The following is a 22468-nucleotide window of genomic DNA, read 5'->3' on the forward strand; positions in this document are numbered from 1 at the left end:
CATGGAGGACGCGACACCCGTGCGGTCGGAGGGGCGTGGTCAGCTCGTGCAGGCGGGACTGGCGCAGCTCTTCGCCCTCGGGCTCGTCGCCGCCGCCACCCTGTGCCGCCTCTGGCTCGGCCAGCGCGTCCCCGACCTGCTGCCGTTCAATCTCTACTACCCGGTGATCCTGGCCGCCGGACTCGCCGGCGGATGGCCGGCGGCGACCACCGCCCTCGTGACCAGCGGCTTGCTGGGTTGGCGTGTCTTCCTGCCCGGCGCAGGCGACAGCGCGCTCACAGCGACCGAGGTGGTGAACCTGCTCCTCTTCGCCTTCTCGGGGGGCTTCATGGCCTACGGCGGCGCGCACCTGCGCGCCCTGCTCCACCGCCAGCGCGCCAGCCACGAACGGCTCGCCGAGCGCGAGCTCCGCTACCGCACGCTGTTCGACGCCATCTCCGAGGGCTTCGCTCTGGTCCACGCGGTGCGCGACGCCGAAGGGACCCTGGTCGACTATGTGATCGCCGAGGCGAACCCGGCCATCCTGCGCATGCTCGGCACGGACGCCTCGGTGATCGGTCGGCGCGGCAGTGAAGTGGTCCGCAACGCGCCGGCGGCGTGGCTCGGCGCCTGCGACCGGGCGCTGAAGGGGGACCCGCTCACCTTCGAGTACCATGCACCGGGCAGCCGTCGCTGGTTCGAGATCCACCTGAGCCGCGTGGCCCCCGACCAGCTCGCCCAGTTCGTGATGGAGATCACCGACCGCAAGACCGCCGACGCGCGGCAGTCGGAGCTGTTCGACGAACTCAACCACCGAGTGAAGAACAACCTCGCCCTGATCTCCTCGATGCTCGGCCTGCAGGCGCGCGGCAGCGCCCCGGACGTCCGCGCCCAGTTGCAGAAGGCGGTGGACCGGATCCAGGCGATCGCCGACGTCCACGCCCGCCTCTACCGCTCGAGCCGCAAGGACGATGTCGACTTCGGCGCCTATCTGACCGATCTCTGCCGCCGCCTGTCGGAATCCCTGCTCGACGACGAGCGGGTGCGGATCACGGTTCAGGCCGAGCCGGTGGTCATGTCCCTCGACCGGGCCGTGGCCCTGGGGGTGGTGGTCAACGAGCTCGTCACCAACGCCGCCAAGCACGCCTACCCCGAGCGTGGCTCGGGCGAAATCGCCGTGCGCCTGGAGCGGATCGCCTCCGGTCTGGTGCTTTCGGTGAGCGACACCGGCCAGGGCCTTCCAGGCGACCTTTCCGGCGACGGCCTGGGCATGCGGCTGGTTCGCTCCCTCGTGCAGCAGATCGGCGGGACCTTGGAGATCGAACGGTCCACCGGCGCGGCCTTCCATGTCCGGCTGCCGGACCCCGGTCCCGTGCTGCCGTCCTCCGGCGGCCAGGGACGGCTCCTCTAGCCCTTGCGGCTTGCCAGCAGCGTGGCGAGCGACACCGGGCGGTAATCCCACACGTCCACCCCCACGTCGAACTGCCGCGCGAGCTCCTTCATTCGCCCGTGGCTGTGTCCGTGGAGGTTCAGGGCGCCCTTGTGCTGCCGGTTCCAGCTACGGAACGGATAGTGGCAGAGCACGAGGAAACGGCCCTCCCGCTCGATCTCGGCGTAGGGCGCCACGCGCGCCCAACCGCCGCCCACGTCGTCGGGATCGTTGTTGCCGGTGACCAGGTGCTTGCGGCCGCTCAGCTGCGCCAGCACCTCGTTCGCCCGACGGGCGGTTCGCGCGAAGTCGCCCAGGTGCCAGACTTCGTCGTCGGCGGTGACCACCGTGTTCCAACGCCGGATCAGCTCCGCGTCCATTTCCGCCACCGTCGGGAACGGCCGGGGATAGAGGTTCAGGACCCGGTGGTCCCCGAAGTGGGCGTCGCTGGTGAAGTAGGTGGCCACCTCGGCCTCCTCCGGCCCTCAGACCACGTCCGGACCGTCCGCGCTGCGCACGATCGCCAGGGCCCGGCGGCGGATCGCCGCCTCGATCGGACCACAGTCGGCCGGAGCGTCGGCGATCGCCGACGCCAGCTGCCGCCGCGTCTCGGGAGTATCCATCGCCAGGCGCGAGGTGACGATCAACTCCAGGGCGAACAGGTGCTGTTCCAGCGCGTCCATCCCGGAAAGTTTACTTTGCCCCCTAAGTTTCGCAACTCATTCGCGATTGCAGGCGCTCGATTTGAGGTTGAGCTGAATCCGGCAAGTCCGACCAAAGGTAGCGACGGCCGGACCTTGCCGGCCGTCGCCAACCCCTAGTGCGTCGTGCCGGCGCCGTTTGCGGCCTGGTCGTGCAGGCCTTCCCGCACAGCCTGGGCGCCCGCCCGGGCCGCTTCGCCCACGCGGGTCGGCAGGTCACCTTCGGTTTCCGGCCGCTGCAGCTCCTCCTTCACCCGGCCATAGGCCGCCTGGGCGACACCCTTGGCGGTGTCGATCTGGTCGCGGGCGAGGTCCTTGCCCTTGCCCATCAGCTTGTCGCGGGCGGGACCCATGTAGCGGCTCTCGGCCGCCGTCGCCGGCAGGGCCGCGCCGATCGCGAGGCCGACCGCCAGGCCGAGCGCGCCGAGCAGCAGCGGTTCGGACTCGAACGTGTCGGTCGCCTGCTGCTTCACCCGGTGACCCATCTGGCTTGCGCGTTCGCGCACCTGGCCGGCCGCCGACGACACGCCGTCCATCGCCGAGCGGGTGTGCTCGCGCGCGCCCGCCGCCGTGTGGCTCAGCCGGTCCTTGGCCGAAGCGACCACGCCCGAAGCCTTGTCGGCCACGGCGTGGGCCCTGTCCGTCACCTTGTCCTTCACCGACGCGCCATGGCTGGCGTCGTCGTAGTAGTCCACGCCGTACCCTGCGCCATAGGCGCCGGCGTAGCCGTGGGACTTCTTGGACTGGCTCGCCATGAGCCACGCCAGGCCCAGCCCGATCAGCGCCACCGGGACTGGGTTTTCCTTCGCCTGATCCACTACCTTCATCATCATCCTGTTTCCGGCTCCGCCCATGGCGCGGCTGGCCTCGTTGAACAGCTCGCCAGGGGTCATCTTGTCCTTGAGCGCCTCGACGGTGCGCTCCAGCTCTTCACGGGAGGCCTCGACCTCGCGCTCCACGTCCGCGGCGGACTTTTGCGTCGTCATCTAGGTCTTCCTCACGATCTGGGCGTCCTGCTTCAGCTGCCGCGCGGCGCGGTTGGGTCCCATGTTCTCGGGCTTCATCATCGCCACGGCCGCCTTCACGATCAGCAGCCCGCCGACGCCCACCAGAACGCCGACGATCAACGACGCCCAGAAGGGATCCATCACCTTCGACAGGAGGATCACCAGCGCCTGCAGGAGCACCATCACGGCCCCGAGCAGCAGGACTGCGCCCATGGCCAGCTTCCCGCCCGCCTTTCCGGCATGGGAGAGCTTCTCGCCCACCTCGGTCCGGACGAGTTCGGATTCCTTGCGCACCAGGTTGGCCAGGTCGCCCGTCAGGGCGGAGACCAGTTCGGGTATGGTGCGCGCGTCGTCACGCGGTGACATGTCCATGGGCTAGGCCCCCGGACCGAACCGCGAGCGGTCGATCTCGCCGCCCGGGTTGACGTCGTCGCCTTCGCCATCGCTCAGATCCGAGCCGAAGGTGTCCGTCGGGCCGGCCACGCCGGCGATGTCACCGGAGACCTGCGTCTCCAGGGCGCCCAGGCCGCCGCCGTCCTCGCCTACGCCGGTGAACACCGCGCTTTCGGTCGTCGCGAAGCTGCGGCTCTCGCCCACCGTCGGCGCCTGCTCGGAGCTGCGCAGGAAACGGCCGATCGCCAGGCCGGCAAGCACCGCCCCGGCCACGAACGCCGTCGGATTGCGGCGGCTGAAGTCGCGCACGCTGTCCAGCAGCTCTTCCGGCCGCCGTTCCGACAGCGTGCGGGCGAAGTTCTCCAGCCCGTCGGCCGCCTGGCCGACGAACCGCCCCGCGACCGACTGGTCGCCCTCGGCGAGTTCGTCGCCCGCCTTCCGGATCGCGGTCGCGAACTGGCCGAGCGTCTGGCTCGCCGTCGCCTTGCGGCGTTCGATCTCGCCGGCCGCCTTCTGCTGCGCCTGGCTCGCGAAGTGCGCGGCCTCGTCGCGCATCTTCTGGGTCGCCTGGCCCATCTTCTCCTTGGCGGAGCCCGTCGAGCCCTCGCCAGCATCCACGGGGCCCGCGCCCATCGGGTCAATGTTCGTCATCTGCGTCTCCGAAGCGTGTCGTTTCGTCACCGCCGCGCCAGGCGGCTGGCGCTGCCGGTCACGATCGGCGGTTCAAGCCGCGACGCGCCGCCGAAGTTCCACGCTTTCGCTTCGTCTGCGGCCGGAAAAGCAAAGGCCCCGCCGCGGGGGTCCGCGACGGGGCCAGGGGAGACGGCCGGTAGTGGGGTGCTAGACGATGCGGCCGCCGCCGAGCAGCGAGAACCGCGACCGGTAGGCCGAGGCCGAGAAGCTCGACTGGAACTGGCTGCTCTGCAGCTGAACCATCTGGATGAGCGGCAGGGCCGTGGCGTTCCGGTAGACGGAGCGCGCGGCGGTGAGCTGCAGGTTGCTCGAGCGTGCGACCTGGAAGGTCTCGGTCGCACGCGCCGCCGCAGCCGCCTGCCGCTTCGAGAACGGTAGGGTCGGGTACACCGGCTGCGGCCGCTCATGCAGCCGCTCCCGCACGAACTCCAGCAGCTTCGGCGGGTCTCGCACGGCCTTTGGGATCGGCGGCGGAGCCGGCGCAGGCGGCGGCGGCGGCGGCGGCGGCGGAGATGGCGGAGGTGGCGGAGGTGGAGGCGGCGGAGGAGGCGGAGGAGGCGGCGGAGGCGGCGGCGGCGGCGGGGTATGGCCGTGACCGTTGCCATTGCCGTTCCCGTGGCCGTGGCCGCTGCCGTTTCCATGACCGTGGCCGTGACCGTGACCGTGACCGCCCTGGCCCTGACCCAGGTGCAGCAGGGCGTGGAACACTTCGCCGAGCGGGCTCTTGGGATCGTGGGCCGCAGCCTCCCCGGCCGCCTCCTGGACCTTCAGCAGCAGCGAGAGCAGCGCGCCGGGGAACCGCTCGCCATCGGGATCGTCGTTGTCGTTGCTGGGCGGCGCAGAGGGGGCGAAGGTGTTCGACCTGTCCTTGCCGTCCTTGCCCGGCTCTTCCCCGGACGACCTCGCGGCCTGCCCCTGCGCGGCGGGCGCGGCAGGCGGCTGCGGGACAGGAGGCGGCGGGGGCTTTGCGTCCTCGCCGGCCTTGTCCCGGATCTGTTCGACCACGGCGGCGGCGGCCTTCCCGGCCTCCGCGAGCAACGCCTGGACGGTGGCCGGCGCGAGGGGGCTGTTCGCCGGGACGAGCGCGGCAGGCGCCGCCGTGGGCTTCGCCGAAGCGGACGTCTGGGCCTTCTCCGGCTTTTGTGACCGGGCCCGGAGGGCCTCGATCGCTGTAATGACGGCGTCCCGGGCGCCCTGCGCCTGGGGAGATCCGATGTTCATGCGGGCCCCGCGTTCAAAAGTCGCAGGTCAGATACCGCTGTTATGATTATGCGTTCGCGAACAAATATCGTTATCGCGTCAATTATTCCCCGAAGGCGCGCCGTTTACCAAAAGGTATCGGCGCGTCTACTCATGGTAAACGCGCCGTATACCTCAATCGCTCCGCTTCCTTCTAAGAAGCGGAGATTGTTCTAGTGCAGCGCACGCCTGCGGCCGGTGAACAGGCCGAGCAGGAACAGAAGCACGATGGCGCCGGCCGTGGCTACCAGGAGGCTGCCCAGGATGCCGCCGAACTCGATGTCCAGCATGCCCGCGATGAACGAGCCCAGGAACGCGCCGACGACGCCCACGATCAGGTTCATCAGGATGCCGTGATTGCGCCGCATCACCTTTTCGGCGATCCAACCGGCCAGGATGCCGATGATGATCGCCATGATCAGTCCTACGCCACTCATTTGAATTCTCCTCGTGTGTCCGGCGCCTCAAATGCGGAGCGGCGTTCGCCGGTTGCATCCGGTAACGAGGAGTTAAGCTGGGCGGGGCTATCGTCTCTGCCATGTCGCTGAACGTCCAGCCCGTGACCTTCTTCCCGGTCCCTCCGGTCCGGCCGGTCATGCTCGACCGCGACGAGCAAGCCGCCAAGGCCCTCGAGCGCGAGCAGCCGAAGTCTGCACCGCGTCAGCTCACCGGCTCCGCCGTCGGCCGCTTCGTGGACGTCCGCGTCTAGCCGAGCGGCGCTCTCAGTTCGAACTGCAGCCCCTCGGGCCGCCAGACCGTCTCGGTCCGACCCTGCAGGTCGCTGCGCGTCAGGCCGCCGATCAGCCGGGTCCCGAACCCCGCATGGACGGGCGGTGAGACGAGCGGCCCGCCGCTCTCCGTCCAGGTCAGCGCCAGTTCACCCCTGACCAGGGACCAGGCCACGTCGATGCGCCCGTCGGTCGTGGTGAGCGCGCCGTACTTCGCCGCATTCGTGGCCAGCTCGTGCAGCATCAGTCCGACCGCGAGCGCCTGGCCGGCTGTGAGCCGCACCTCCGGGCCGGACGTGCGCACCCGTCCCCGGAACGCTTCGAGCTCGCGCGCCACCAGCACCGAGAGCTCCGCCCCGACCCAGGCGTTATGGGTGAGGACGTCGTGGGTGCGCGCCAGCGCCACCAGCCTCCCCTCGAAATCCTCCGTGAAGGCCTTCAGGTCCGTGGCGTGGCGCGCCGTCTGCGCGGCCATGGACTGCACGGTCGCGAGGTTGTTCTTCACCCGGTGGTTCAGCTCGGCCATCATCAGCGCCTGCCGGTCCCGGGCCTGCACCTCCTCGGTGATGTCCTGCACGGTGCCCAGCACGTGGCTCGCCACGCCGTCCTGTCCGAACAGCACCTGGCCCGATCCGCGCACCCATCGCTGCGTACCGTCGCGCGCCGTGGTCCGATGCTCGGTGACATAGCGGCCGCCGTTCTCGCCACGGATGGCCCCTTCGTACGCGGCCCGCATCATCGGCCGCTCGTCCTCCAGCAGGCGAGCGGCATAGGCCGCGTAGTCGATGGGCGCGTCGGCCTCTACGCCGAACAGCTCGCGGGTCCGCTGGTCCCAGCTGATGACGTCGCGCTGCAGGTCGAACTCCCACAACCCGAGGCCCGCCGCGCTGAGGGCCAGTTGCAGGCGCGCCCCCTGCCGCTCCGCATCCCGTTGCGCCTCGTGGCGCGCCGTGACGTCGATCAGCACGAACGAGACCCGCGGCGTCGGGCCCGGGATCGGCGAGAAGGTGCCGAGGAACCAGCCCGGCCGCCCCCCCGGCAGGCCGAACTGGTATTCGCGGGTGAGCGTGCGCCCGGTGTCCCAGCAGCGTCGGAGCGTCGCCAGCCTCAGGCGGACCTGCGCTTCGGTCAGCCCCAGCTCACGGCCTTTCCGGCCGTTGAGCCCGTCCGGCGGCAGTCCGTAGAACGCCGCCGTCGCGGCATTGGCGATGACATAGCGGTAGTCGCCGTCCAGCAGCTCGAAGACGCCGGCCATGACGTCGGCGGCCTGGAACATGGCCTTCAGCAGGGCGGCGCCGGCGACGTCCGTCCAGGCGTCGGCGACGGCGTCTTGGGACCCGGTCACGCCAAGCTCACTCCGGCAAAGAGGCGCGACCTCACACCAAGGCGCGCCTCTTGGCAATGTGGCCGGGCAGGAGCCGTTCGTCGCAGGCGCCCCCGGCCGTGGGGCCGCCGCCCGCCTCGCCGCGACCGGACCTCACCCCATCCAGCTCAGCGGCTCGCCCGATCCGCGCAGGCGCGGCCGGCTCGCCGCCCTGCCGCCGGACCTGTTGGCCGCGAACTCACCGAACGCGTCGGCCCCGTGGCTCGCGGCGTCATGGAGCGGCCCGGAGTAGCTGCGCGTGGCCCGGCTCCAGCGCTTGCGATAGGCCCGCAGCCGGTCGAGCCCGACGGCGCACTTCTCGCCGTCGAACCAGGTGATCGGGATCAGGCTCCGGCCGGCGTTGATCCGCTCCTCCGGGTCCATGGCCGCGCCCACCGAGATCGGCGACACGCCGAGGCCCCACAGGGTCTCGTACCGGCTCCGGCCCGCCGCTCCGAGCTCGCGCACCATTACGTCGTGCGGCAGGTGATGGGTGCCGTAGACATAGGGCTTTGACGCGATCGCCTTGCGGACCACCTCCTGGAGGCCCTCTCCCGAGGTCTCGAAGTAGTCGATGGCCCGCACTTCGCGGCCGACCTGCTGGAAGAACCAGATGGCGGTGTAGTCGTCGATGCCGAGATCCCAGGCCGTGTCGACCTTCAGGGCGGGGTCGTAGGGCACGCGGCCGATGCGGCCCTCCCGCCGCGCCGCCTCCAGCAGGCTCGCGTAGTAGGCGCCCGGCGTGGCGGCGTTGAAGTCGACCAGGTACTCCGAGGCGAAGCGCGCTTCCCCCTCCTCCTCCGAGCCCAGCTCGGCGATCAGCTCCGCCCGCTCGCGCGCCAGTTGCTCGGGCGTGAACACGCCGGTCTGGTCCGCCCGCGCCTGCAGGGTGAACCATTCCTCCGGACGCTGGCGGCGGCTCTCGAACGCCCGCGTCGCGTGACCCGGGCCGCGCGGCGTCCAGAGGAACAGCGCCCAGCCGCCGTTCTCCGCCAGGATCGGGCGCACATAGCTCCAGGCGTCCGGCTTGGAGAGCGCCCACTCGGAGAACACCACGCCCACCGGCGGCGCCCCGACCAGCGAGTTGTAGTTGTCGGAGCCCGCGAGCTGCCACACCGAGCCGTTGGTCAGCTCGATCTTCATCTCCCGCTCCCAGCGCCCATGGCGGGCTTGCCGCGGAAACGCCTCGTCGATGCGCCGCCGCCCCGTATGGGGGTTCACCGCATCCCAGATCGCCTTGCGCGCCTGCGCCGCCTCCGGGAGCAGGTGCCAGTAGACGCCCTGTTTCAGGGTCGCCGCCGCGGCCGCCCAGTTCAGGGCCACCTCGTCCTTGCCCCAGCGGCGGTGGGCGACCACGTCGGCCCGCTTGCCGCCCCTCATGAGGTGCTCCCAGAGGTCCTGCTGGTAGTCCCGCGGGACCCAGCGATCGCAGATGTTGACGACCGGGCCGCCCGTCGTCGCGGCCGTCATCGCTCGACCTGCTGGATGCTGTCGATGGCGCGGATGTAGGAAGCGCCATCCTCGGTGAGGGCGCGCTCGAAATGGCGGACCACCAGGGTCTGGATATGGCCGCCGGCGTCGCCCGGCCCCTCCTTTCGGCGGGCGCTCGGCGGCCCGAAGCGCTCGGGGTCCATCCGCTCGGCGTGGTGCAGCAGGGTGGACACCTTCAGCTTGTCGGCCTGCAGGGTGTCGGACGCCGAGGACATCGCCACCTCGAGCGCCTGCTCGAAGCGGGCCTCCGCCGCCGCCCGCAGGGCGTCGCGCACCGCCGCCTCGAACGCCGGACGCGCCCGCCGCCAGGCCCAGTAGTCGCCGTCGGAGGGCATCCCCTCCGTCTTGCGGATGTCCCGCCAGAGTTCGCCCGAAACCAGCCGGTCGCAGATCTGCCGGGCCAGCTCCGGATCGTAATCGGTGGCCGGCGCGGCGGGGGGATTGTCCATGTGTGCTCCTTGGCTAGCGCGGCGTTCACCGCACAGCTTCATCCATTCTTCACCGCCGCCCGGTCAGGTTGCGTGCGAACACCGAGGGGTTGAGCGAACGATGTCGTCCGACTGGATCGTCGAGGTCTGCTGCCGGGACTGCGGCCGCCCCGTGGAGGCGCCCCTCCACGCCCTGCCGGAGGTCACCGCCCTGCCCTGTCCCCACCCGGACTGCACGGGCCAGGCCGCCCTGCCGACCGACCTGGCCGAGACGGCTCGCTTCCTTTTCGAGGAATCCCATCGCCGCCTGCGGGCGGAAGCGCCGCCGCCGGCCTGCTGAGGCCGTGCTCAGCTACAAGCTCTATGGCCTGAGCGCCCAGGGCGAGGTCCTGTTCGGTCGGGACCTCCGCGCCGCCGATCTCCAGGCGGCGAAGGCCGCCGCCGAGGCGGCGCTGTCGCACGCCGCCGTGGTCGAACTCTGGCAGCAGTCGGTGCGCGTCTACCGCGGACGGCAGCCCGCCGTTCCGGCCGGCTGATCGCGGAACCGGGGCCCGCCGGGGCCTGTTGAGGCCCTGAGCCAAAACCCAGGGAGTCCCCGGATGAGCACCTCAGGCCAGCAGCACGACCAGCAGTCGCAGGACCAGGGCGGTCGCAGGGGCGAGCGCCTCCACGAGGGCGGCGCCGCCAAGGACGGCCACCTTTCCCCGCAGGCCGACGTGAAGGGCGGCAAGAGCGAAGCCGGCGGCCAGATCGCCCAGGATCGTCAGCAGTCGTCGGGTCAGGGGTCCGGCCAGGCCTGACGAGGTCTCAGGCCGCGGCTTTCCGCTCGGCCCGGAGCATCAGCACCGGCCCTTTCCAGACCTCGACTTTCGCGTGATCGGCCAGCAGGGCGCGGGCGAACGCCTTCGCCGCCGCCCCGTCCTGCAGCGCGACGCCGTGCGACGCGCGCACCTGCTCGTTCTCATCGAGCGCATAGATGGTGAATTCGCGCACCACGGCCTCCCGGAGAGGCTGCCGGCTTAGGCGCGGCTTGCAGCCACCGCCTTGACGCGGGTCAAAGCCTCGGGACGCACGACTGGATGCTGCCGGAATAATGCCTGAAAACGCGCGGAAGTCAAGCACAAAACGGGAACATCCGCGACCCAGGAACCAAGCTCCGCCGTGAGACGTTACGCCCCCCGAAAGGGGGGTCAGATGAGCCAGAGACCGAATCGCGTTCGCGACGACTTCGAGGCCGCGCTGCTGGAGGCCGTGCCGTTCATGCGGGCCTTCGCCCGCACCCTGTGCCACGACACCGACCAGGCCGAGGACCTCGCCCAGGAAACCCTGGTGAAGGCGCTCTCCTGCCGCCACCAGTTCCAGCCGGGCACCAACCTCCGCGCCTGGCTCTCCACCATCCTGCGCAACCGCTTCTACTCCGGCCAGCGTCGTCTGCGCTGGCGCGGCGAGTACGACGCCGAGGCCATGGAGCGTACCCTGGTGGCCCCCGACGACCCCTCGATGACCGTGGAGCTGGAGGACGTCCGCCGGGCGCTCGCCATGCTGCCGGACTTCCAGCGCGAGGCCCTGATCCTCGTGGGCGCCGGCGGCATGAGCTACGAGGAGGTCTCGCAGATCGCCGGCTGTCCGGTTGGCACGGTGAAGAGCCGGGTGCGCCGCGCTCGCGACGAGCTCACCTCCATCCTCTTCGAGGGCCGCACCACACCGCAGGAGAGCGCCGCAGCGCCGCTGGAGGCCATCGTCGATGACTTCGACCGGCTGCGTCGGGGCCGCAACGCCGCCTGATCAGGTTGCGCCACCGCAAATTCGCCGCACGGCGATGTGCTATGGGGGCGGCTTATTGTTCGAGGTGGACCCATGCTGCATCGCCGCGCCCTCCTGGCCTTCTGCGCCGCCGCCGCGGCCGCTCCGGCGCTCGCCGCGCCCGGCCCGGCCATCACCGTCTACAAGACGGCGTCCTGTGGCTGCTGCAAGGGCTGGATCGCCACCATGGCGCGCGCCGGCTTCCAGCCGAAGGTGGTTACGGTCGATGACGTCAGCCCCTACTGGCGCCGCCGCGGCGTCCCGGACGAGCTGTCGTCCTGCCACGTCTCCGAGATCGGGGGCTATGTCGCCGTCGGCCACATCCCGCCCGCCGACATCACCCGGCTGCTCAAGGAGAAGCCCAAGGCGCTCGGGCTCACCGTCCCCGGCATGCCGTTCGGCTCGCCGGGCATGGAGCGGCCGGACGGCAAGCGGGAGGCCTATGAGACCCTGCTGCTGCTGCCCGGCGGCAAGACCCGGGTCTTCGCCCGCCACGCCTGAGGCTGCGCCTTTCCGCTTGTCGCCCACGTCCGCGGGGCGGAGGGTGTCGGTGACTTCAGTTCAAGTCCGGCGGCGTGCGTGACCGAGACTCGCGACAATGACCCCGACGGCCCGGAGGACCCCGCCGCCGGCACGGGCGACCTCGATGCGCGCCTCGAGAGCGTGCTGGAGAGCATCAGCGACGCCTTCTACGCCCTCGATCGCGACTGGCGGTACGTGCTCTTCAACCGCGCCGCCGAACAGTACTTCGGGATCTCGCGGGGCGACGTGATCGGCCGCAGCATGTGGGACCTGTTTCCGCAGGGCCGGGGCACGCCCTTTGAGCGCTACTGCCGCCGCGCCATGGAGGAGCGGGTCACCAGCACCTTCGAGAGCCCCTCGGCCCTCCGCCAGGGCCGCACGGTCGAGCTGCGTGTGGCCCCGATGGCCGGCGGCGGGATCGGCGTGGCGCTCAACGACGTCACCGAGCGCAAGCAGGCCGAGGCCGCCCTGCGCGAGAGCGAGCAGCGCCTGGACCTCGCCGTCCGGGCCCACGGCGTCGGCATCTTCGACTGGGACATCTCCAGCGGCCGCGTCCTCTGGTCCGAGGAGGAGGAGCGGCTGTTCGGCCTCGAACCGGGCGCCTTCGACGGCCGGATCGAAGGCTGGCGCGAGCTCGTGGCGCCGGAGGATTTCGCCGCCATCCAGGCGCAGGTGCGGCAGGCGGTGGCCGCCCGCCGCGACCACGTGGAGTTCCGCTTCCGGATCCGCCGTCCAGACGGCCAGCTTCGCCACATCGAGGGCGCGGCCAAGATCCTATACGGCCCCGACGGCAAGCCGCAGCGGATGGTCGGTACGAACATGGACGTGACCGATCGGACCGCCGCCGAGCAGCGCCAGCGCCTGCTGATCAACGAACTGAACCACCGGGTGAAGAACACGCTCGCCGCCGTCCAGTCGATCGCCGCCCAGACGGTCCGCCGCGCGGAAAGCCTGGCCGAGTTCCACGACAGCTTCGAGGGGCGCCTGATGGCGCTCTCCGGCGCCCACGATGTGCTCACCCGTCATCAGTGGGACAGCGCCGACCTGCGCGACGTGATGGCCGAGGTCATGCAGCCCTTCCATCCCCGCGAGCGCCTGCAGGTCTCCGGCCGGGGATTGCGGCTCAGTCCGAGTCAGGCGCTCGCCTTCGCCCTGGCCGTCCACGAGCTCGCCACCAACGCGGTCAAGTACGGCGCCTGGTCGAACACCACAGGACAGGTGCGCGTCGGGTGGGAGACAGGCCGCCGCGACGGCCAACCGGACGAGATCCATTTCACCTGGTCGGAGGAAGGCGGCCCGCCCGTGCGTCCGCCGAACCGCCAGGGCTTCGGCTCGCGCCTCCTGCAGCAGGGGCTCGCGCGCGACCTCGGCGGCGCGGTGGATCTCACCTTCGCGCCCGAAGGGCTGCGGTGCGACATCCGCGCCCCGCTCGCGGAGACGGACTGACTACCGGCCGTAGAGGCGGTCAAGCACCCGCGCCGCGTCCACCAGCCGCTCGGCGGCCGGATCGTAGCGCTGACCGGCTGCGAGCCGTTCCGCCCAGTCCGCGGCGGCGCGGCCGCCCCAGGCGTCCGGCGGCGACGCCAGGGTTTCGCGTCCCGTCCCGCGGAAGCGCTCGGCGGTGAAGTCGTAGAAGGAGCCGCCGACGTTCCTCAGCGCGGCTCCGCCGTCGGTTCCGTAGAACGCCGCCTCGATGATCGCGTCGCAGCCGGCCTGCAGCCGCCAGGAGCAGGCGAGCCGCACCGCGCAGCCGCCGTCCAGCTCGACGGTCGCGACCGCATAGTCTTCCACCCGATCCGGACGCTCCGCCAGGGGCTCTCCCTGGGCGAACAGCTTGCTGGAGACCTCCGCGACGCCAGGGAAATCGAGCGTCCACAGCGCCAGGTCTACGAGGTGCACGCCCAGGTCCATGACGCAGCCGCCGCCCGAGAACTGCGGATCGTAGAACCACGCCTTGTCGGGCCCGTAGGCGTTGTGGAACACGAGGTCGACCGCGTAGACGCGCCCCAGCTCGCCTCCCTGGACGACCTCGCGGATGCGCCGCATGCCATCGGTGAAACGGTAGGACAGGTCCACCGCCAGCAGCCGGTCGGCGACGCGGGCGGCGTCCACCACCGCCTCCACCTCGGCGGCCGTCCGCCCGAGAGGCTTCTGGCAGAAGACGGCCGCGCCGGCGGCCAAGGCCTTGATCGACTGCTCCGCGTGCAGGGCCGAGGGCGTGGCGATCACCACTCCGTCGACGCCGCTCGCCAGCAGCTCGTCCAGATTGGCGACGAGCGCGGCCTCCGGCGCGAGCTTGCCCGCCTCCGCGGCCATGTCCGGCGATGGGTCGGCGATGGCGGCGATCTCCACCGCACCCGTGGCGGCGATGGCCTCCATGCGGTGGCGGCCGATCCAGCCGACGCCAAGGAAGCCCACCTTCGGCTTCACGCTCTGCGCCTTGCGCGCAGGCTTCTCCGCCAGGGTCTCGCTCATCCGAACGTCACCAAGGCCTTGAGGAAGCCGTCGGGGCGGTCCCGGGTCGCGTTCAGCGCCTCGTCCAGCCGCTCCAGCGGATAGCTGTGGGTGTAGAGCGACGCGGGGTCGAGCCGACCCGAGGCCACCGCCTCCACCGCGTCCCGGATTCCCTGGGCATAGACTTCGGGGTCGCGTTCGTGGGCGTTGATCACGTCCAGGCCGCGCCAGTTCCAGAGCTGCATGTTCACCTGCCGCGGGCCGTCCTGGTGATAGCCGGCGATGACCAGCTTGCCGCGCTCCTTGGTGAGCTCGGCGGCCAGGTCCAGCGGCCACTGCTTGCCCACAGCCTCGATCACCCGGTCGCAGAACACCCCGCCGGTCAGCTCGCGGACGCTCTCGATGATCTTCCAGTGGTCGTCCATGGGCACGACCTCGGCGGCGCCGTATTCCCGCGCCACGTCGAGGGAGAACGGCCGCCGCGAGACGGCGATCACCCGCGCGCCGGCGTCGGTCGCCAGGCGGGTGAGGATCGCGCCCAGGAAGCCGATGCCGACGATCGCCACCGTCTGGCCGGCCTGGATATCGGCCCGACGGAAGATGTTCATGGCGCAGCCGAGCGGCTCGCCCGGAAACGGCTTGCCGGCCAGCGCCTCCGGCAGCTTCACCACCGCGCCCTCGTCGGCGATGTCCCACTCGGCGTAGCTCTTGTGGCTCAGCGCCGCCACGCGGTCGCCGGACGCCAGGCCCTCGACCCCCTCGCCCACCGCGTCGATCACGCCCCAGCCCTCATGGCCCAGCGCGCCGGGCTCGGTGGGGAAGGTCATCCACTCCGGCCCTTCCCAGGGCGTCAGGTTGGACGCGCAGACGCCGCAGCCCTCGAGCCGCACGCGGACCTGCCCAGGTCCGGGCTCCGGCAGCGCCACCTCGTCCATGCGGATCGTCCCGGGACCCGCCAGAACGGCGGCCCGCATCACCGGCTTGGCGGCATAGGCCACGCTCATCACCCCACCCTCACGCTGACATCGCCACGACGGGAACGCAGAGCAGCCGGCGGCGCGCGCACCCGAAGGCGCACGTCCGCGTTCCGGCGATCACGGCATCTCCCACCCGGGGAAGAACTACTTAGGTGGAGCTTGGTTCCTGGCCCCTGGCTCAGGCTGGCGGTGGCAGGACACACCTTGACCCGCACGGGCCGGCGCGGTTTGTCCCGGGGCTCGCATCAGGAGGGGTAAGGCATGGACACCCGGCGCGTCGGTCCGTTCGAGGTTTCGGCCATCGGCCTCGGCTGCATGAGCCTGTCCCACGCCTACGGCACGCCCCCGCCGCGCGAGCAGGCCGAACGCGTGCTCCTGGGCGCGCTGGACGCCGGCTACACCTTCCTCGACACCGCCGCCGTCTATGGTCTCGGCCATAACGAGACCCTCGTGGGCGAGGTCCTGAAGGCCCGCCGCGGCGACTTCGTCCTGGCCTCCAAATGCGGCCTGACCAACGGCGACAGGCGCGAGATCAACGGCCGGCCGGAGGTGCTGAAGGCCACCTGCGAGGACAGCCTGCGCCGGCTCCAGACGGACGTGATCGACCTCTACTACCTGCACCGCTGGGACAGGCGCGTGCCGATCGAGGAGAGCGTCGGCGCGCTGGCCGACCTCGTCCGCGAGGGTAAGATCCGAACGATCGGCCTCTCCGAGGTCTCGGCCCCGACCCTGCGCCGCGCCCACGCCGTCCATCCCATCGCCGCCCTGCAGACCGAGTACTCCCCCTGGACCCGAAATCCGGAGATCGCGGTCCTCGACGCCTGCCGGAGGCTGGGCGTCGCCTTCGTCGCCTTCTCGCCGGTGGCTCGCGGCTTCCTGGCCGGGGGCGTCCGTGACCTCGCCCGGCTGGAGCCCGGCGACCTGCGGCTGAACATGCCGCGCTTCCAGGGCGAGAACTTCGCGAAGAACCTCGCCCTGCTGGACCGCTTCGAGGCCCTGGCCGACGAGGCCGGCTGCACGCCGGCCCAGCTCTGCCTCGCCTGGCTGCTCGCGCGCGACGAGATCATCGTGCCGATCCCCGGCACCACCAGTCCCGACCACATGCGCGAGAACGCGGCGGCGGCGAGCGTGCGCCTTTCGGCCGACGTGATGGCCAAGGTCGACGAGCTGGTGAATCCCGACACCGTCGCCGGTCCGCGCTACAGCGAAGCCCTGCAGGCGACCATCGACACCGAGGGCTGAGCGCCTCAGCCGGCGTGGCCTGCGGCCAGGATATCCAGCGCCACCTTCAGCACGGCTTCCAGCCGCGCCGCGTCCCGGTCTCCGCCGGCCGCCTCCCGCGGCGTGAGCTCCTTGCCGCAGCAGAGATCGCAGGCCGCGATCAGGTCGGCCTGGCCGAGCAGCTGGCGGCGGTAGTGGTGGAGCGTGGCCTCCGCGCGGCGGCGCCCCTCCGCCATCTTCAGCACCATCCCGATCGTCGGCCCCGAGCCCGCGGTCGAGCCCGGCTGCACCTCAAGTGTGGAACCGAGGGACGGCGCCGCCCCGCAGCGGCGGTATGCGTCGCCGTACCGCTCGCCGGCCGCCGCCTGCAGCGGCGTCAGCCGCCCTTTGCGGGCCAGCCATTCCAGGCCTGTCTGGCGGCGGTAGGGCGTCTCCCGGCCCGGCCGCGCGCCGCCCTCCTTCGAGAAGGCGCCGCCCCGGGCGCGCGACAGGGCCACGGTCTCGGCCACCCCGTCTGCGACGGCGCGCGCCTCCGCCCTCGCCTTCTCGCGGCGCTCCAGCACCTGCAGCCGCTCGCGCGTCGCCCGCGCCGGATCAAAGACTCGTCCCATGCCGATACTCGCGTTGGATGTTGGGGTGTTCAGCGACCGCCGCGCGCCACCACCGCGTCAGCGAGGCGGTAGACGGCCTCGCCCGCGGCCCGGTCGCCCTCGATGACCACGAGGCCGGCCGCGGCGTGGGCCATCAGCTCGCGCAGGAACTGACCACGCTCCGGCGCCTCCCGGCGGGCGAGCGCCCCCGCGACGACGGCCGCCGCGTCCTCGGGCTTGGTCACCGCCGCCGCTCCGGCAGGACCGGAAAGCCGCCGGCCCTCATCACCTGCTTCACGTGCAGGTCGTGGCGGGCGAAGCGCGGGCGCATGGCGTCGCAGCCCCCGCTCCGGCGGGCCTGGAACATCTTCTCCAGCTTGAAGGCGACGCTGCGGCCGAGGCCGAGCTGGACGCGGGCGATGGCGGGCGGCGCGCCGCCGTGGCGCAGGGCGGCGTAGGCGGCGCTCGCGAGGGTGGCGGAGGGGTGGGCTGCTGTCGTCATGCGCGAACTGTATGTTAGATACAGCGATTGCGCCAAACTATTTTGTAGGTTATCTACAGCGTCAGACGGCCGCAGGATTTTTCTTATGGACGACCGCTCCCAGAGGCTTCGGGAGGCCCGCTTGGCCAAGGGTTTCGAGACCGCCGCCGCGGCGGCCGACGCCTTCGGCTGGAACCGCAACACCTACGCCTCCAACGAGAATGGCAACGCGCCCTTCTCCTACCGCCGGGCCAAGGAGTACGCCGCGGCCTTCGGCGTGCGGCCAGAGTGGCTGTACGACGCCGCGGGCCCCATGCGCCCGGCCGCGGAGCCGGGCTTCGTGCGGATCGTCGGTCGCGTGGGCGCCAATCCCGAGGGCACCGTCCTCTTCGCCACCGGCCAGGAGTCCACGGATCTCGCGCCCATTCCGCCGGGCGGCACAGAAAAGGCGGCCGCCCTCCTCGTGGTCGGCCATTCGATGCGCGGCGTGGCCGACGACGGCGCCCTGATCTACTTCGAAGACCAGCGCACGCCGCCGACGCCCGACATGCTGGGCCACGTGGTGGTCGTGGAGGTCGACACCGACGAGGTGCTGGTCAAGCGCCTGCTGCGCGGCTCCCGGCCCGGCCGGTTCGACCTGGAGAGCGTCGCCGGCCCCACGCGCCATGACGCGCGGATCCGATGGGCGGCCCATATCACCGCCATCATCCCGCCCTACCAGGCCCGCCGGATCATCCGCGGCGCCGCCTGAAGCTCGGCCGTAAATTCGGTACAGCAATTCTTTGGCGGGCTTCTGTATTTAAACTACAGTCTCAGCATGAGCGATCCCGCCGATCATCAGCGCGTGCTGACCGAGCTCCGCCGGGCGGAGGACGCACGCGCCCAGGCCCACGCCCGCGAAGCCGCCCGGCATCGCGGCGTCTGCTGGTCGGCCATGGGCCCGGGACCTTACCGGCCGCCCGCTCCCGAACGGCTGGAGGCCGAGGCCGCGCTTCGGCTCGCCGCGCTCGACGCCTGGCGCAAGGGGGGCCCGGGCCGGCTGTGCGCCGCTCTCGCCGAGGCGCAGCGGGCCGTGGAGGCGGCCCGCGGCGCCGTCTCCCGCGGCCTCGACCGCGAAGCCGAACGCTGCCGTCGCGCCCTGGCGGAGCTGGAAACCGCCGCCCGCCTGGCTCGCGAGGTGATGGACGACCGGCCGGCCAGCGCCTTATCTGGCGGCGCATGTGCAACGAATACCGCTTCAAGCAGTCCCTCGACCGGATCGCCCAGGAATTCAGCCAGCTGAGCATTCCGCTGCACTGGCTGGGCGGCGCCCCCAACCTGGAGCCGCGCGACTCCATCCGCCCCACGGAGCCGGCGCCGGTGATCGTCGGCAGCCCCGAGGGTGCGGAGCTCAAGCAGCTGCGCTGGGGCTTCCCGCCGAAGGGGAAGGGCGGCCCGGTGATCAACTTCCGCTCGGAAGGCCGCCAGTTCGACCACGGCCGCTGCCTGATCCCGACCGACGGCTTCTACGAGTACACGGGCGAGAAATCCCCGAAGTCCAAGTGGCTGTTCGAGCGCGCGGACGACCTCGAGCTCTTCTGCATCGCCGGCCTCGCCCGCGAGGACCGCTTCACCATGCTCACCTGCGAGCCCGGTCCAGACATTGCGCCCTATCACGACCGGCAGATCGTCATTCTCCATCGCCGCCACTGGGCCGCCTGGCTGAACACCGCCGAGCCTCAGCCTCCCCTCGGCCCCCTCCCCGCCGGCAGCCTGAAGGTCACCCAGGTGCGCTGACCCTCCAGGCGCGCTAGCGTTGGCCACAGGAGGACCCGTCATGCGAACGGCCCTTGCCCTGGCGCTCCTAGCCGCAAGCCTCGGCCTCACCGGCTGCGCCCAAGGCTACTACGCCCTCGAGCGCCTGAACTACGACCTCTGCGCCCGCAATCCGACGCCCGACTGCCTCGACAACGGCTATGTCCGGGCCGGAGCCTATGTCGCCGATCCCCGCGACTACCTGGGCCCGCCGCCCGGTAGCGGCGACCTCGGCAATCCAGCCGTCCCATGACCGGCATGCTGATCCTGGCCCTGCTCCTGGGCGTCGTCGCCGGCTCGCGCACCTTCACCGCGCCCGCGGCTGTGGCCTGGGCCGCGGCGACCGGACGTGTGGCCCTCGCTGACACGCCCCTGGCCTTCCTGGACAGCCCCGTCGCCGCCTGGGTCCTCACTGGCCTCGCGGCCCTCGAGCTCGTCGGCGACAAGCTGCCGAAGACGCCCAGCCGCAAGGCCCCAGGCCCCTTCGTCGCCCGCCTGATCAGCGGCGCGTTCTGCGGCGCGGCCATCGGCTGGTCGGCGGACCAGGGCGTGGCGGGCGCCATCGCCGGCGGGGCCGGGGCGACGCTTGGCACGCTGGGCGGCTATGCGGCTCGCATGCGCCTGGCGAGACGCTTCGGCCGCGACCTGCCCGCCGCCGTGCTGGAGGACGTCGTCGCCGTCGGCGGCGCGGCCCTGCTCCTGCTCGCCCTCTGATCCGGAACGAAGCGGCTCCGCTTCGGTTGAGGCGCCAGGGAAGAGGAGGAGACGTTCAGATGAAGACGCCGCTCATCGGCCTGGCCGCCGCCCTGGCCCTGGCCGCCTGCAGCAACGAGCGCAAGGCCGAGGTCGACACGGGCACCGCCACCGCCACCGTCACCACCGAGGCGCCGCCGAGCCAGGTCCCGGACGCCCAGCTGCAGCAGCAGGCTCAGCAGGCCGCCACGGCCGCCTCCACGCCCGTGGATGGCTCCGGTCCCGTGGAAAGCACCACCGCGGCGCCCGCGACCCCGCCAGCGCCCTCCAACTAGAGATCGCCGCCATAGAGCGCCGTCGCCCAGGCCGGGAGGTCCGGCGCGGCGTCCACGGCGATCCCCCGGCGGAACAGGATGACCCGCCGCGGTGCCCGGCCGATCCGGCTGTTGTCGAAGACCTGGCCCACGTCGGCAATCAGCACCGCCTCCCGGATCAGCGCCGGGTTGCGGGCATAGCGGCCGCGGATGTTGGCCTCCGGCACCGGATGCCCACCCTGCGCCTGCCGGAACGCGACCCTGGCCACCGCGTCGTCGGGACTCTCAAGGTTCAGGTGATAGGCCTGCAGCCGATAGCCCAGGTCCTGCGCCTTCTTCACGAGATCCAGCTTGGAGGGGTGCGAGAAGGTGGTCTCGACCACAAGGCTACGCCGGGCGGCCATCAGTTCGTCACGGCGCGCCTCCGCCAGCCGCTGACCGAGCTGGGCGTCCTCGCGGGTCAGCGCATGACGCCCCAGTTGCGCTAAGCACAGCCGGTCCGGATTGACGAACTCGGCGTCAGTCACGCGGCCGATGAAGCTCCCGTAGAGCGAGGTCTTCCCCGCCCCGTTCGGTCCCGCCAGCAGATGGAAGATCGGCCGGAGCTCGGCCAAGGATCAGCCGACCGGGCGCAGCCGCCCGCCTTCGCGTCGCACCAGCCGCCCCTTCTCGTCGCGGCCGACCGCCCCCTCCGTTCGCCCCAACTCGGCGTAGTGGGCCTCGGTCTGCGCGTCCCAGGGATCGCCCACACGGCCCATCACCGCGTCCTGCTCGGCCTCGGTGAGGTCCTCGAGCTTGAGCCGACCTTCGAGCGCGGCGCGCACCCGGTCGATGCCGACGCCCGGCGCGTTCTCGAAGCGGCGGCCGATGCGGGCCCAGTGCTCGACCTGGGCGCCCAGCGAGCGGTTGAAGGCCTCCGCCTCCCGGCGGGCCTCTTCAAGGAAGTCGGTGGAAAGCTTTACCGAGGCGTGGCGCGCGGCCATGACGCAAACTCCTTCGCTGGTGGCAAAATGCCACCAATCGCGTGGAGTTTCAAGATTTCCCGGTCGGAAGCCCTACGGCAGGTCCTCGGCGAGAATGGCCATCTCGAACATGTAGGAGCCGTCCTCGTCCTCGTCCTGGAACACCACGCCGATGAACTCCTCGCCGATGTAGACCTCGGCGGAGTCCTTCTGCTTCGGGCGCGGCACGAGGGTGATGCGCGCATTGGCGAAGGTCCCCCGCAGGTGGCCTTCGATCTTGCGGATAGCCTTCTCGTCCACGCCCAACGCTCCAGGATCAGGGAAACTGTTCGGCGCGAACCTAGCTGCTCGGAGGCGTGACGGAAACCTCAGATCACGTAGTCGTACACAGCCTCGGCCAGGGTGTGGTCCATGCTGCGCGCCGGCTCCTCGCAGGTGGGGCAGTTGACGAGCCTGGCCGGCACGCCTGCCGCGGTGCAGTGCGCCGGCACCGGCTTCAGCACCACCGAGCCGGAAGCGACCTTGGCGTAGTCGCCGATCCGGATGTTGCCCAGCACCTTGGCGCCGGCTCCCAGCAGCACGCCCTTGCCGATCTTCGGGTGTCGGTCGCCCCGCTCGGCGCCCGTACCGCCCAGGGTCACGCCCTGCAGCATGGAGACGTCGTCGCCGATCACCGCCGTCTCGCCGATGACGATGCCGGTGCCGTGGTCGATGAACACGCCGCGGCCGATCACGGTCGCCGGGTGGATGTCGACCTGGAAGATCTCGCTGGAGCGGCTCTGCAGGTAGAAGGCCAGCGTCTCGCGGCCCTGGGTCCACAGCCAGTGGGCCACCCGCTGGGTCTGCAGCGCCTGGAAGCCCTTGAAGAACAGGAAGGGCTGGACGTAGCCCTTGCAGGCCGGGTCGCGCTCGAACACCGCGCGCAGGTCGGCCTCGGCTGTCTCCACCAGGGCGGGATCGCTGGCGAAGGCCTCCTCGGCGATATCGCGGATGCTCATCGCCCGCAGTTCCTGGTCGCCGAGCTTGCGGGCCAGCTGGTAGGACAGGGCGTCGCCCAGGTTCTTGTGGTTCAGGATCACCGCGGCCAGCAGACTGGCCAACGCCGCCTCGTTCTTGGACGCCGCATAGGCCTCATTGCGCAGCGCGGCCCATACCGGCGGGGCGGCTGCGGGGTCGATGACTTCCAGACGTTGGCTCATAGCGTCT

At 71.2% G+C, this 22468-nt stretch carries 35 protein-coding genes; 15 read left to right on the top strand and 20 right to left on the bottom strand.

Annotation, left to right across the window (positions count from 1 at the left end; translation table 11 throughout):
* The first annotated feature begins 1 nt into the window (after position 1).
* On the top strand, positions 2-1390 hold the full coding sequence (locus VM685_RS16995) for a sensor histidine kinase (RefSeq protein WP_325461364.1): 1389 nt from the start codon (positions 2-4) through the stop codon (positions 1388-1390).
* Here VM685_RS16995 and VM685_RS17000 read toward each other — a convergent pair.
* The 7 genes from VM685_RS17000 to VM685_RS17030 form a co-directional block, all read right to left on the bottom strand.
* A complete protein-coding gene (locus VM685_RS17000) occupies positions 1387-1875 on the bottom strand; it encodes a metallophosphoesterase family protein (RefSeq protein WP_325461365.1) in 489 nt (162 codons plus the stop codon). The two genes, VM685_RS16995 and VM685_RS17000, sit on opposite strands and share 4 nt — an antisense overlap.
* Before the next feature lie 18 nt (positions 1876-1893).
* Entirely contained in the window at positions 1894-2091 is a 198-nt protein-coding gene (locus tag VM685_RS17005; RefSeq protein WP_325461366.1) for a hypothetical protein, read from the bottom strand.
* Positions 2092-2225: 134 nt separating this feature from the next.
* The gene (locus VM685_RS17010; RefSeq protein WP_325461367.1) at positions 2226-3095 is read right to left on the bottom strand and encodes a DUF3618 domain-containing protein; all 870 of its coding nucleotides are present in this window, start codon (positions 3093-3095) and stop codon (positions 2226-2228) included.
* Entirely contained in the window at positions 3096-3482 is a 387-nt protein-coding gene (locus tag VM685_RS17015) for a phage holin family protein (RefSeq protein WP_325461368.1), read from the bottom strand.
* A gap of 9 nt (positions 3483-3491) precedes the next feature.
* Positions 3492-4160 (bottom strand): hypothetical protein, encoded by a 669-nt coding sequence (locus VM685_RS17020; protein ID WP_325461369.1) that lies wholly within the window; start codon positions 4158-4160, stop codon positions 3492-3494.
* Positions 4161-4349: 189 nt separating this feature from the next.
* Positions 4350-5423 carry a hypothetical protein gene (locus VM685_RS17025; protein WP_325461370.1) on the bottom strand — a complete coding sequence of 358 codons (1074 nt, stop codon included), beginning with the start codon at positions 5421-5423 and terminating at the stop codon, positions 4350-4352.
* A gap of 191 nt (positions 5424-5614) precedes the next feature.
* Positions 5615-5878, bottom strand: coding sequence for a GlsB/YeaQ/YmgE family stress response membrane protein (locus tag VM685_RS17030; protein ID WP_325461371.1), 264 nt, complete (start codon positions 5876-5878; stop codon positions 5615-5617).
* A 101-nt stretch (positions 5879-5979) separates the two neighbouring features.
* Between VM685_RS17030 and VM685_RS17035 the strand changes: the two genes are divergently transcribed.
* Positions 5980-6150, top strand: coding sequence for a hypothetical protein (locus VM685_RS17035; RefSeq protein ID WP_325461372.1), 171 nt, complete (start codon positions 5980-5982; stop codon positions 6148-6150).
* On the opposite strand, the gene VM685_RS17040 is transcribed toward VM685_RS17035, so the two are convergent.
* The 3 genes from VM685_RS17040 to VM685_RS17050 form a co-directional block, all read right to left on the bottom strand.
* On the bottom strand, positions 6147-7514 hold the full coding sequence (locus VM685_RS17040) for a sensor histidine kinase (RefSeq protein WP_325461373.1): 1368 nt from the start codon (positions 7512-7514) through the stop codon (positions 6147-6149). The genes VM685_RS17035 and VM685_RS17040 overlap by 4 nt on opposite strands.
* 132 nt (positions 7515-7646) lie before the next feature.
* Positions 7647-9002, bottom strand: a complete 1356-nt coding sequence (locus VM685_RS17045; protein WP_325461374.1) for a hypothetical protein — start codon at positions 9000-9002, stop codon at positions 7647-7649.
* The gene (locus VM685_RS17050; RefSeq protein WP_325461375.1) at positions 8999-9472 is read right to left on the bottom strand and encodes a hypothetical protein; all 474 of its coding nucleotides are present in this window, start codon (positions 9470-9472) and stop codon (positions 8999-9001) included. The genes VM685_RS17045 and VM685_RS17050 overlap by 4 nt, the downstream gene beginning before the upstream one ends.
* Before the next feature lie 100 nt (positions 9473-9572).
* Here VM685_RS17050 and VM685_RS17055 point away from each other — a divergent pair, with 100 nt between their 5' ends.
* The 3 genes from VM685_RS17055 (at position 9573) to VM685_RS17065 (ending at position 10251) form a co-directional block, all read left to right on the top strand.
* Positions 9573-9791 carry a hypothetical protein gene (locus tag VM685_RS17055; protein WP_325461376.1) on the top strand — a complete coding sequence of 73 codons (219 nt, stop codon included), beginning with the start codon at positions 9573-9575 and terminating at the stop codon, positions 9789-9791.
* A gap of 4 nt (positions 9792-9795) precedes the next feature.
* Entirely contained in the window at positions 9796-9987 is a 192-nt protein-coding gene (locus VM685_RS17060) for a hypothetical protein (protein WP_325461377.1), read from the top strand.
* 63 nt (positions 9988-10050) lie between these two features.
* Positions 10051-10251 (top strand): hypothetical protein, encoded by a 201-nt coding sequence (locus VM685_RS17065; protein ID WP_325461378.1) that lies wholly within the window; start codon positions 10051-10053, stop codon positions 10249-10251.
* Positions 10252-10258: 7 nt separating this feature from the next.
* On the opposite strand, the gene VM685_RS17070 is transcribed toward VM685_RS17065, so the two are convergent.
* Positions 10259-10444 (bottom strand): hypothetical protein, encoded by a 186-nt coding sequence (locus tag VM685_RS17070; protein WP_325461379.1) that lies wholly within the window; start codon positions 10442-10444, stop codon positions 10259-10261.
* Positions 10445-10645: 201 nt separating this feature from the next.
* Here VM685_RS17070 and VM685_RS17075 point away from each other — a divergent pair, with 201 nt between their 5' ends.
* The 3 genes from VM685_RS17075 (at position 10646) to VM685_RS17085 (ending at position 13222) form a co-directional block, all read left to right on the top strand.
* Positions 10646-11236: a sigma-70 family RNA polymerase sigma factor gene (locus tag VM685_RS17075; protein ID WP_325461380.1), complete on the top strand. Its 591-nt coding sequence runs from the start codon at positions 10646-10648 to the stop codon at positions 11234-11236.
* Between the two features lie 72 nt (positions 11237-11308).
* On the top strand, positions 11309-11755 hold the full coding sequence (locus VM685_RS17080) for a DUF411 domain-containing protein (protein ID WP_325461381.1): 447 nt from the start codon (positions 11309-11311) through the stop codon (positions 11753-11755).
* Between the two features lie 78 nt (positions 11756-11833).
* Positions 11834-13222: a sensor histidine kinase gene (locus VM685_RS17085; protein ID WP_325461382.1), complete on the top strand. Its 1389-nt coding sequence runs from the start codon at positions 11834-11836 to the stop codon at positions 13220-13222.
* On the opposite strand, the gene VM685_RS17090 is transcribed toward VM685_RS17085, so the two are convergent.
* Complete coding sequence (locus VM685_RS17090) at positions 13223-14251, bottom strand: Gfo/Idh/MocA family oxidoreductase (RefSeq protein ID WP_325461383.1); 1029 nt, start codon at positions 14249-14251, stop codon at positions 13223-13225. It lies immediately after the preceding gene.
* Positions 14248-15234: an MDR/zinc-dependent alcohol dehydrogenase-like family protein gene (locus tag VM685_RS17095; RefSeq protein ID WP_325461384.1), complete on the bottom strand. Its 987-nt coding sequence runs from the start codon at positions 15232-15234 to the stop codon at positions 14248-14250. The genes VM685_RS17090 and VM685_RS17095 overlap by 4 nt, the downstream gene beginning before the upstream one ends.
* Before the next feature lie 234 nt (positions 15235-15468).
* Here VM685_RS17095 and VM685_RS17100 point away from each other — a divergent pair, with 234 nt between their 5' ends.
* Positions 15469-16449 (top strand): aldo/keto reductase, encoded by a 981-nt coding sequence (locus tag VM685_RS17100; protein WP_325461385.1) that lies wholly within the window; start codon positions 15469-15471, stop codon positions 16447-16449.
* A gap of 5 nt (positions 16450-16454) precedes the next feature.
* On the opposite strand, the gene VM685_RS17105 is transcribed toward VM685_RS17100, so the two are convergent.
* Genes VM685_RS17105 through VM685_RS17115 form a run of 3 tightly spaced genes read right to left on the bottom strand, consistent with a single transcriptional unit; the run spans position 16455 to position 17520 of the window.
* Positions 16455-17039 (bottom strand): hypothetical protein, encoded by a 585-nt coding sequence (locus VM685_RS17105; protein WP_325461386.1) that lies wholly within the window; start codon positions 17037-17039, stop codon positions 16455-16457.
* Positions 17040-17068: 29 nt separating this feature from the next.
* Positions 17069-17263, bottom strand: coding sequence for a hypothetical protein (locus VM685_RS17110; protein ID WP_325461387.1), 195 nt, complete (start codon positions 17261-17263; stop codon positions 17069-17071).
* The gene (locus tag VM685_RS17115; protein ID WP_325461388.1) at positions 17260-17520 is read right to left on the bottom strand and encodes a hypothetical protein; all 261 of its coding nucleotides are present in this window, start codon (positions 17518-17520) and stop codon (positions 17260-17262) included. The genes VM685_RS17110 and VM685_RS17115 overlap by 4 nt, the downstream gene beginning before the upstream one ends.
* Before the next feature lie 121 nt (positions 17521-17641).
* Between VM685_RS17115 and VM685_RS17120 the strand changes: the two genes are divergently transcribed.
* From VM685_RS17120 to VM685_RS17145, 6 genes are all read left to right on the top strand, one after another.
* Complete coding sequence (locus tag VM685_RS17120; protein ID WP_325461389.1) at positions 17642-18250, top strand: S24 family peptidase; 609 nt, start codon at positions 17642-17644, stop codon at positions 18248-18250.
* 66 nt (positions 18251-18316) lie between these two features.
* Entirely contained in the window at positions 18317-18781 is a 465-nt protein-coding gene (locus tag VM685_RS17125; protein ID WP_325461390.1) for a hypothetical protein, read from the top strand.
* Positions 18718-19275, top strand: a complete 558-nt coding sequence (locus VM685_RS17130) for an SOS response-associated peptidase (RefSeq protein WP_325461391.1) — start codon at positions 18718-18720, stop codon at positions 19273-19275. Before VM685_RS17125 ends, VM685_RS17130 begins: the two co-directional genes overlap by 64 nt.
* A 40-nt stretch (positions 19276-19315) precedes the next feature.
* Positions 19316-19546, top strand: a complete 231-nt coding sequence (locus VM685_RS17135) for a hypothetical protein (protein WP_325461392.1) — start codon at positions 19316-19318, stop codon at positions 19544-19546.
* Positions 19543-20007, top strand: a complete 465-nt coding sequence (locus tag VM685_RS17140; RefSeq protein WP_325461393.1) for a DUF4126 family protein — start codon at positions 19543-19545, stop codon at positions 20005-20007. Before VM685_RS17135 ends, VM685_RS17140 begins: the two co-directional genes overlap by 4 nt.
* Positions 20008-20066: 59 nt before the next feature.
* Positions 20067-20321 carry a hypothetical protein gene (locus VM685_RS17145; protein ID WP_325461394.1) on the top strand — a complete coding sequence of 85 codons (255 nt, stop codon included), beginning with the start codon at positions 20067-20069 and terminating at the stop codon, positions 20319-20321.
* On the opposite strand, the gene VM685_RS17150 is transcribed toward VM685_RS17145, so the two are convergent.
* From VM685_RS17150 to cysE, 4 genes are all read right to left on the bottom strand, one after another.
* Complete coding sequence (locus tag VM685_RS17150) at positions 20318-20914, bottom strand: zeta toxin family protein (RefSeq protein WP_325461395.1); 597 nt, start codon at positions 20912-20914, stop codon at positions 20318-20320. The genes VM685_RS17145 and VM685_RS17150 overlap by 4 nt on opposite strands.
* A 3-nt stretch (positions 20915-20917) precedes the next feature.
* Entirely contained in the window at positions 20918-21283 is a 366-nt protein-coding gene (locus VM685_RS17155) for a TA system antitoxin ParD family protein (protein WP_325461396.1), read from the bottom strand.
* A 72-nt stretch (positions 21284-21355) separates the two neighbouring features.
* Complete coding sequence (locus VM685_RS17160) at positions 21356-21562, bottom strand: DUF3126 family protein (protein ID WP_325461397.1); 207 nt, start codon at positions 21560-21562, stop codon at positions 21356-21358.
* 68 nt (positions 21563-21630) lie between these two features.
* Complete coding sequence (cysE, locus tag VM685_RS17165) at positions 21631-22461, bottom strand: serine O-acetyltransferase (RefSeq protein ID WP_325461398.1); 831 nt, start codon at positions 22459-22461, stop codon at positions 21631-21633.
* Positions 22462-22468: the final 7 nt, after the last annotated feature.

Origin of the sequence: Phenylobacterium sp. (assembly GCF_035539035.1) — a bacterium.
Classification (GTDB): domain Bacteria; phylum Pseudomonadota; class Alphaproteobacteria; order Caulobacterales; family Caulobacteraceae; genus Phenylobacterium.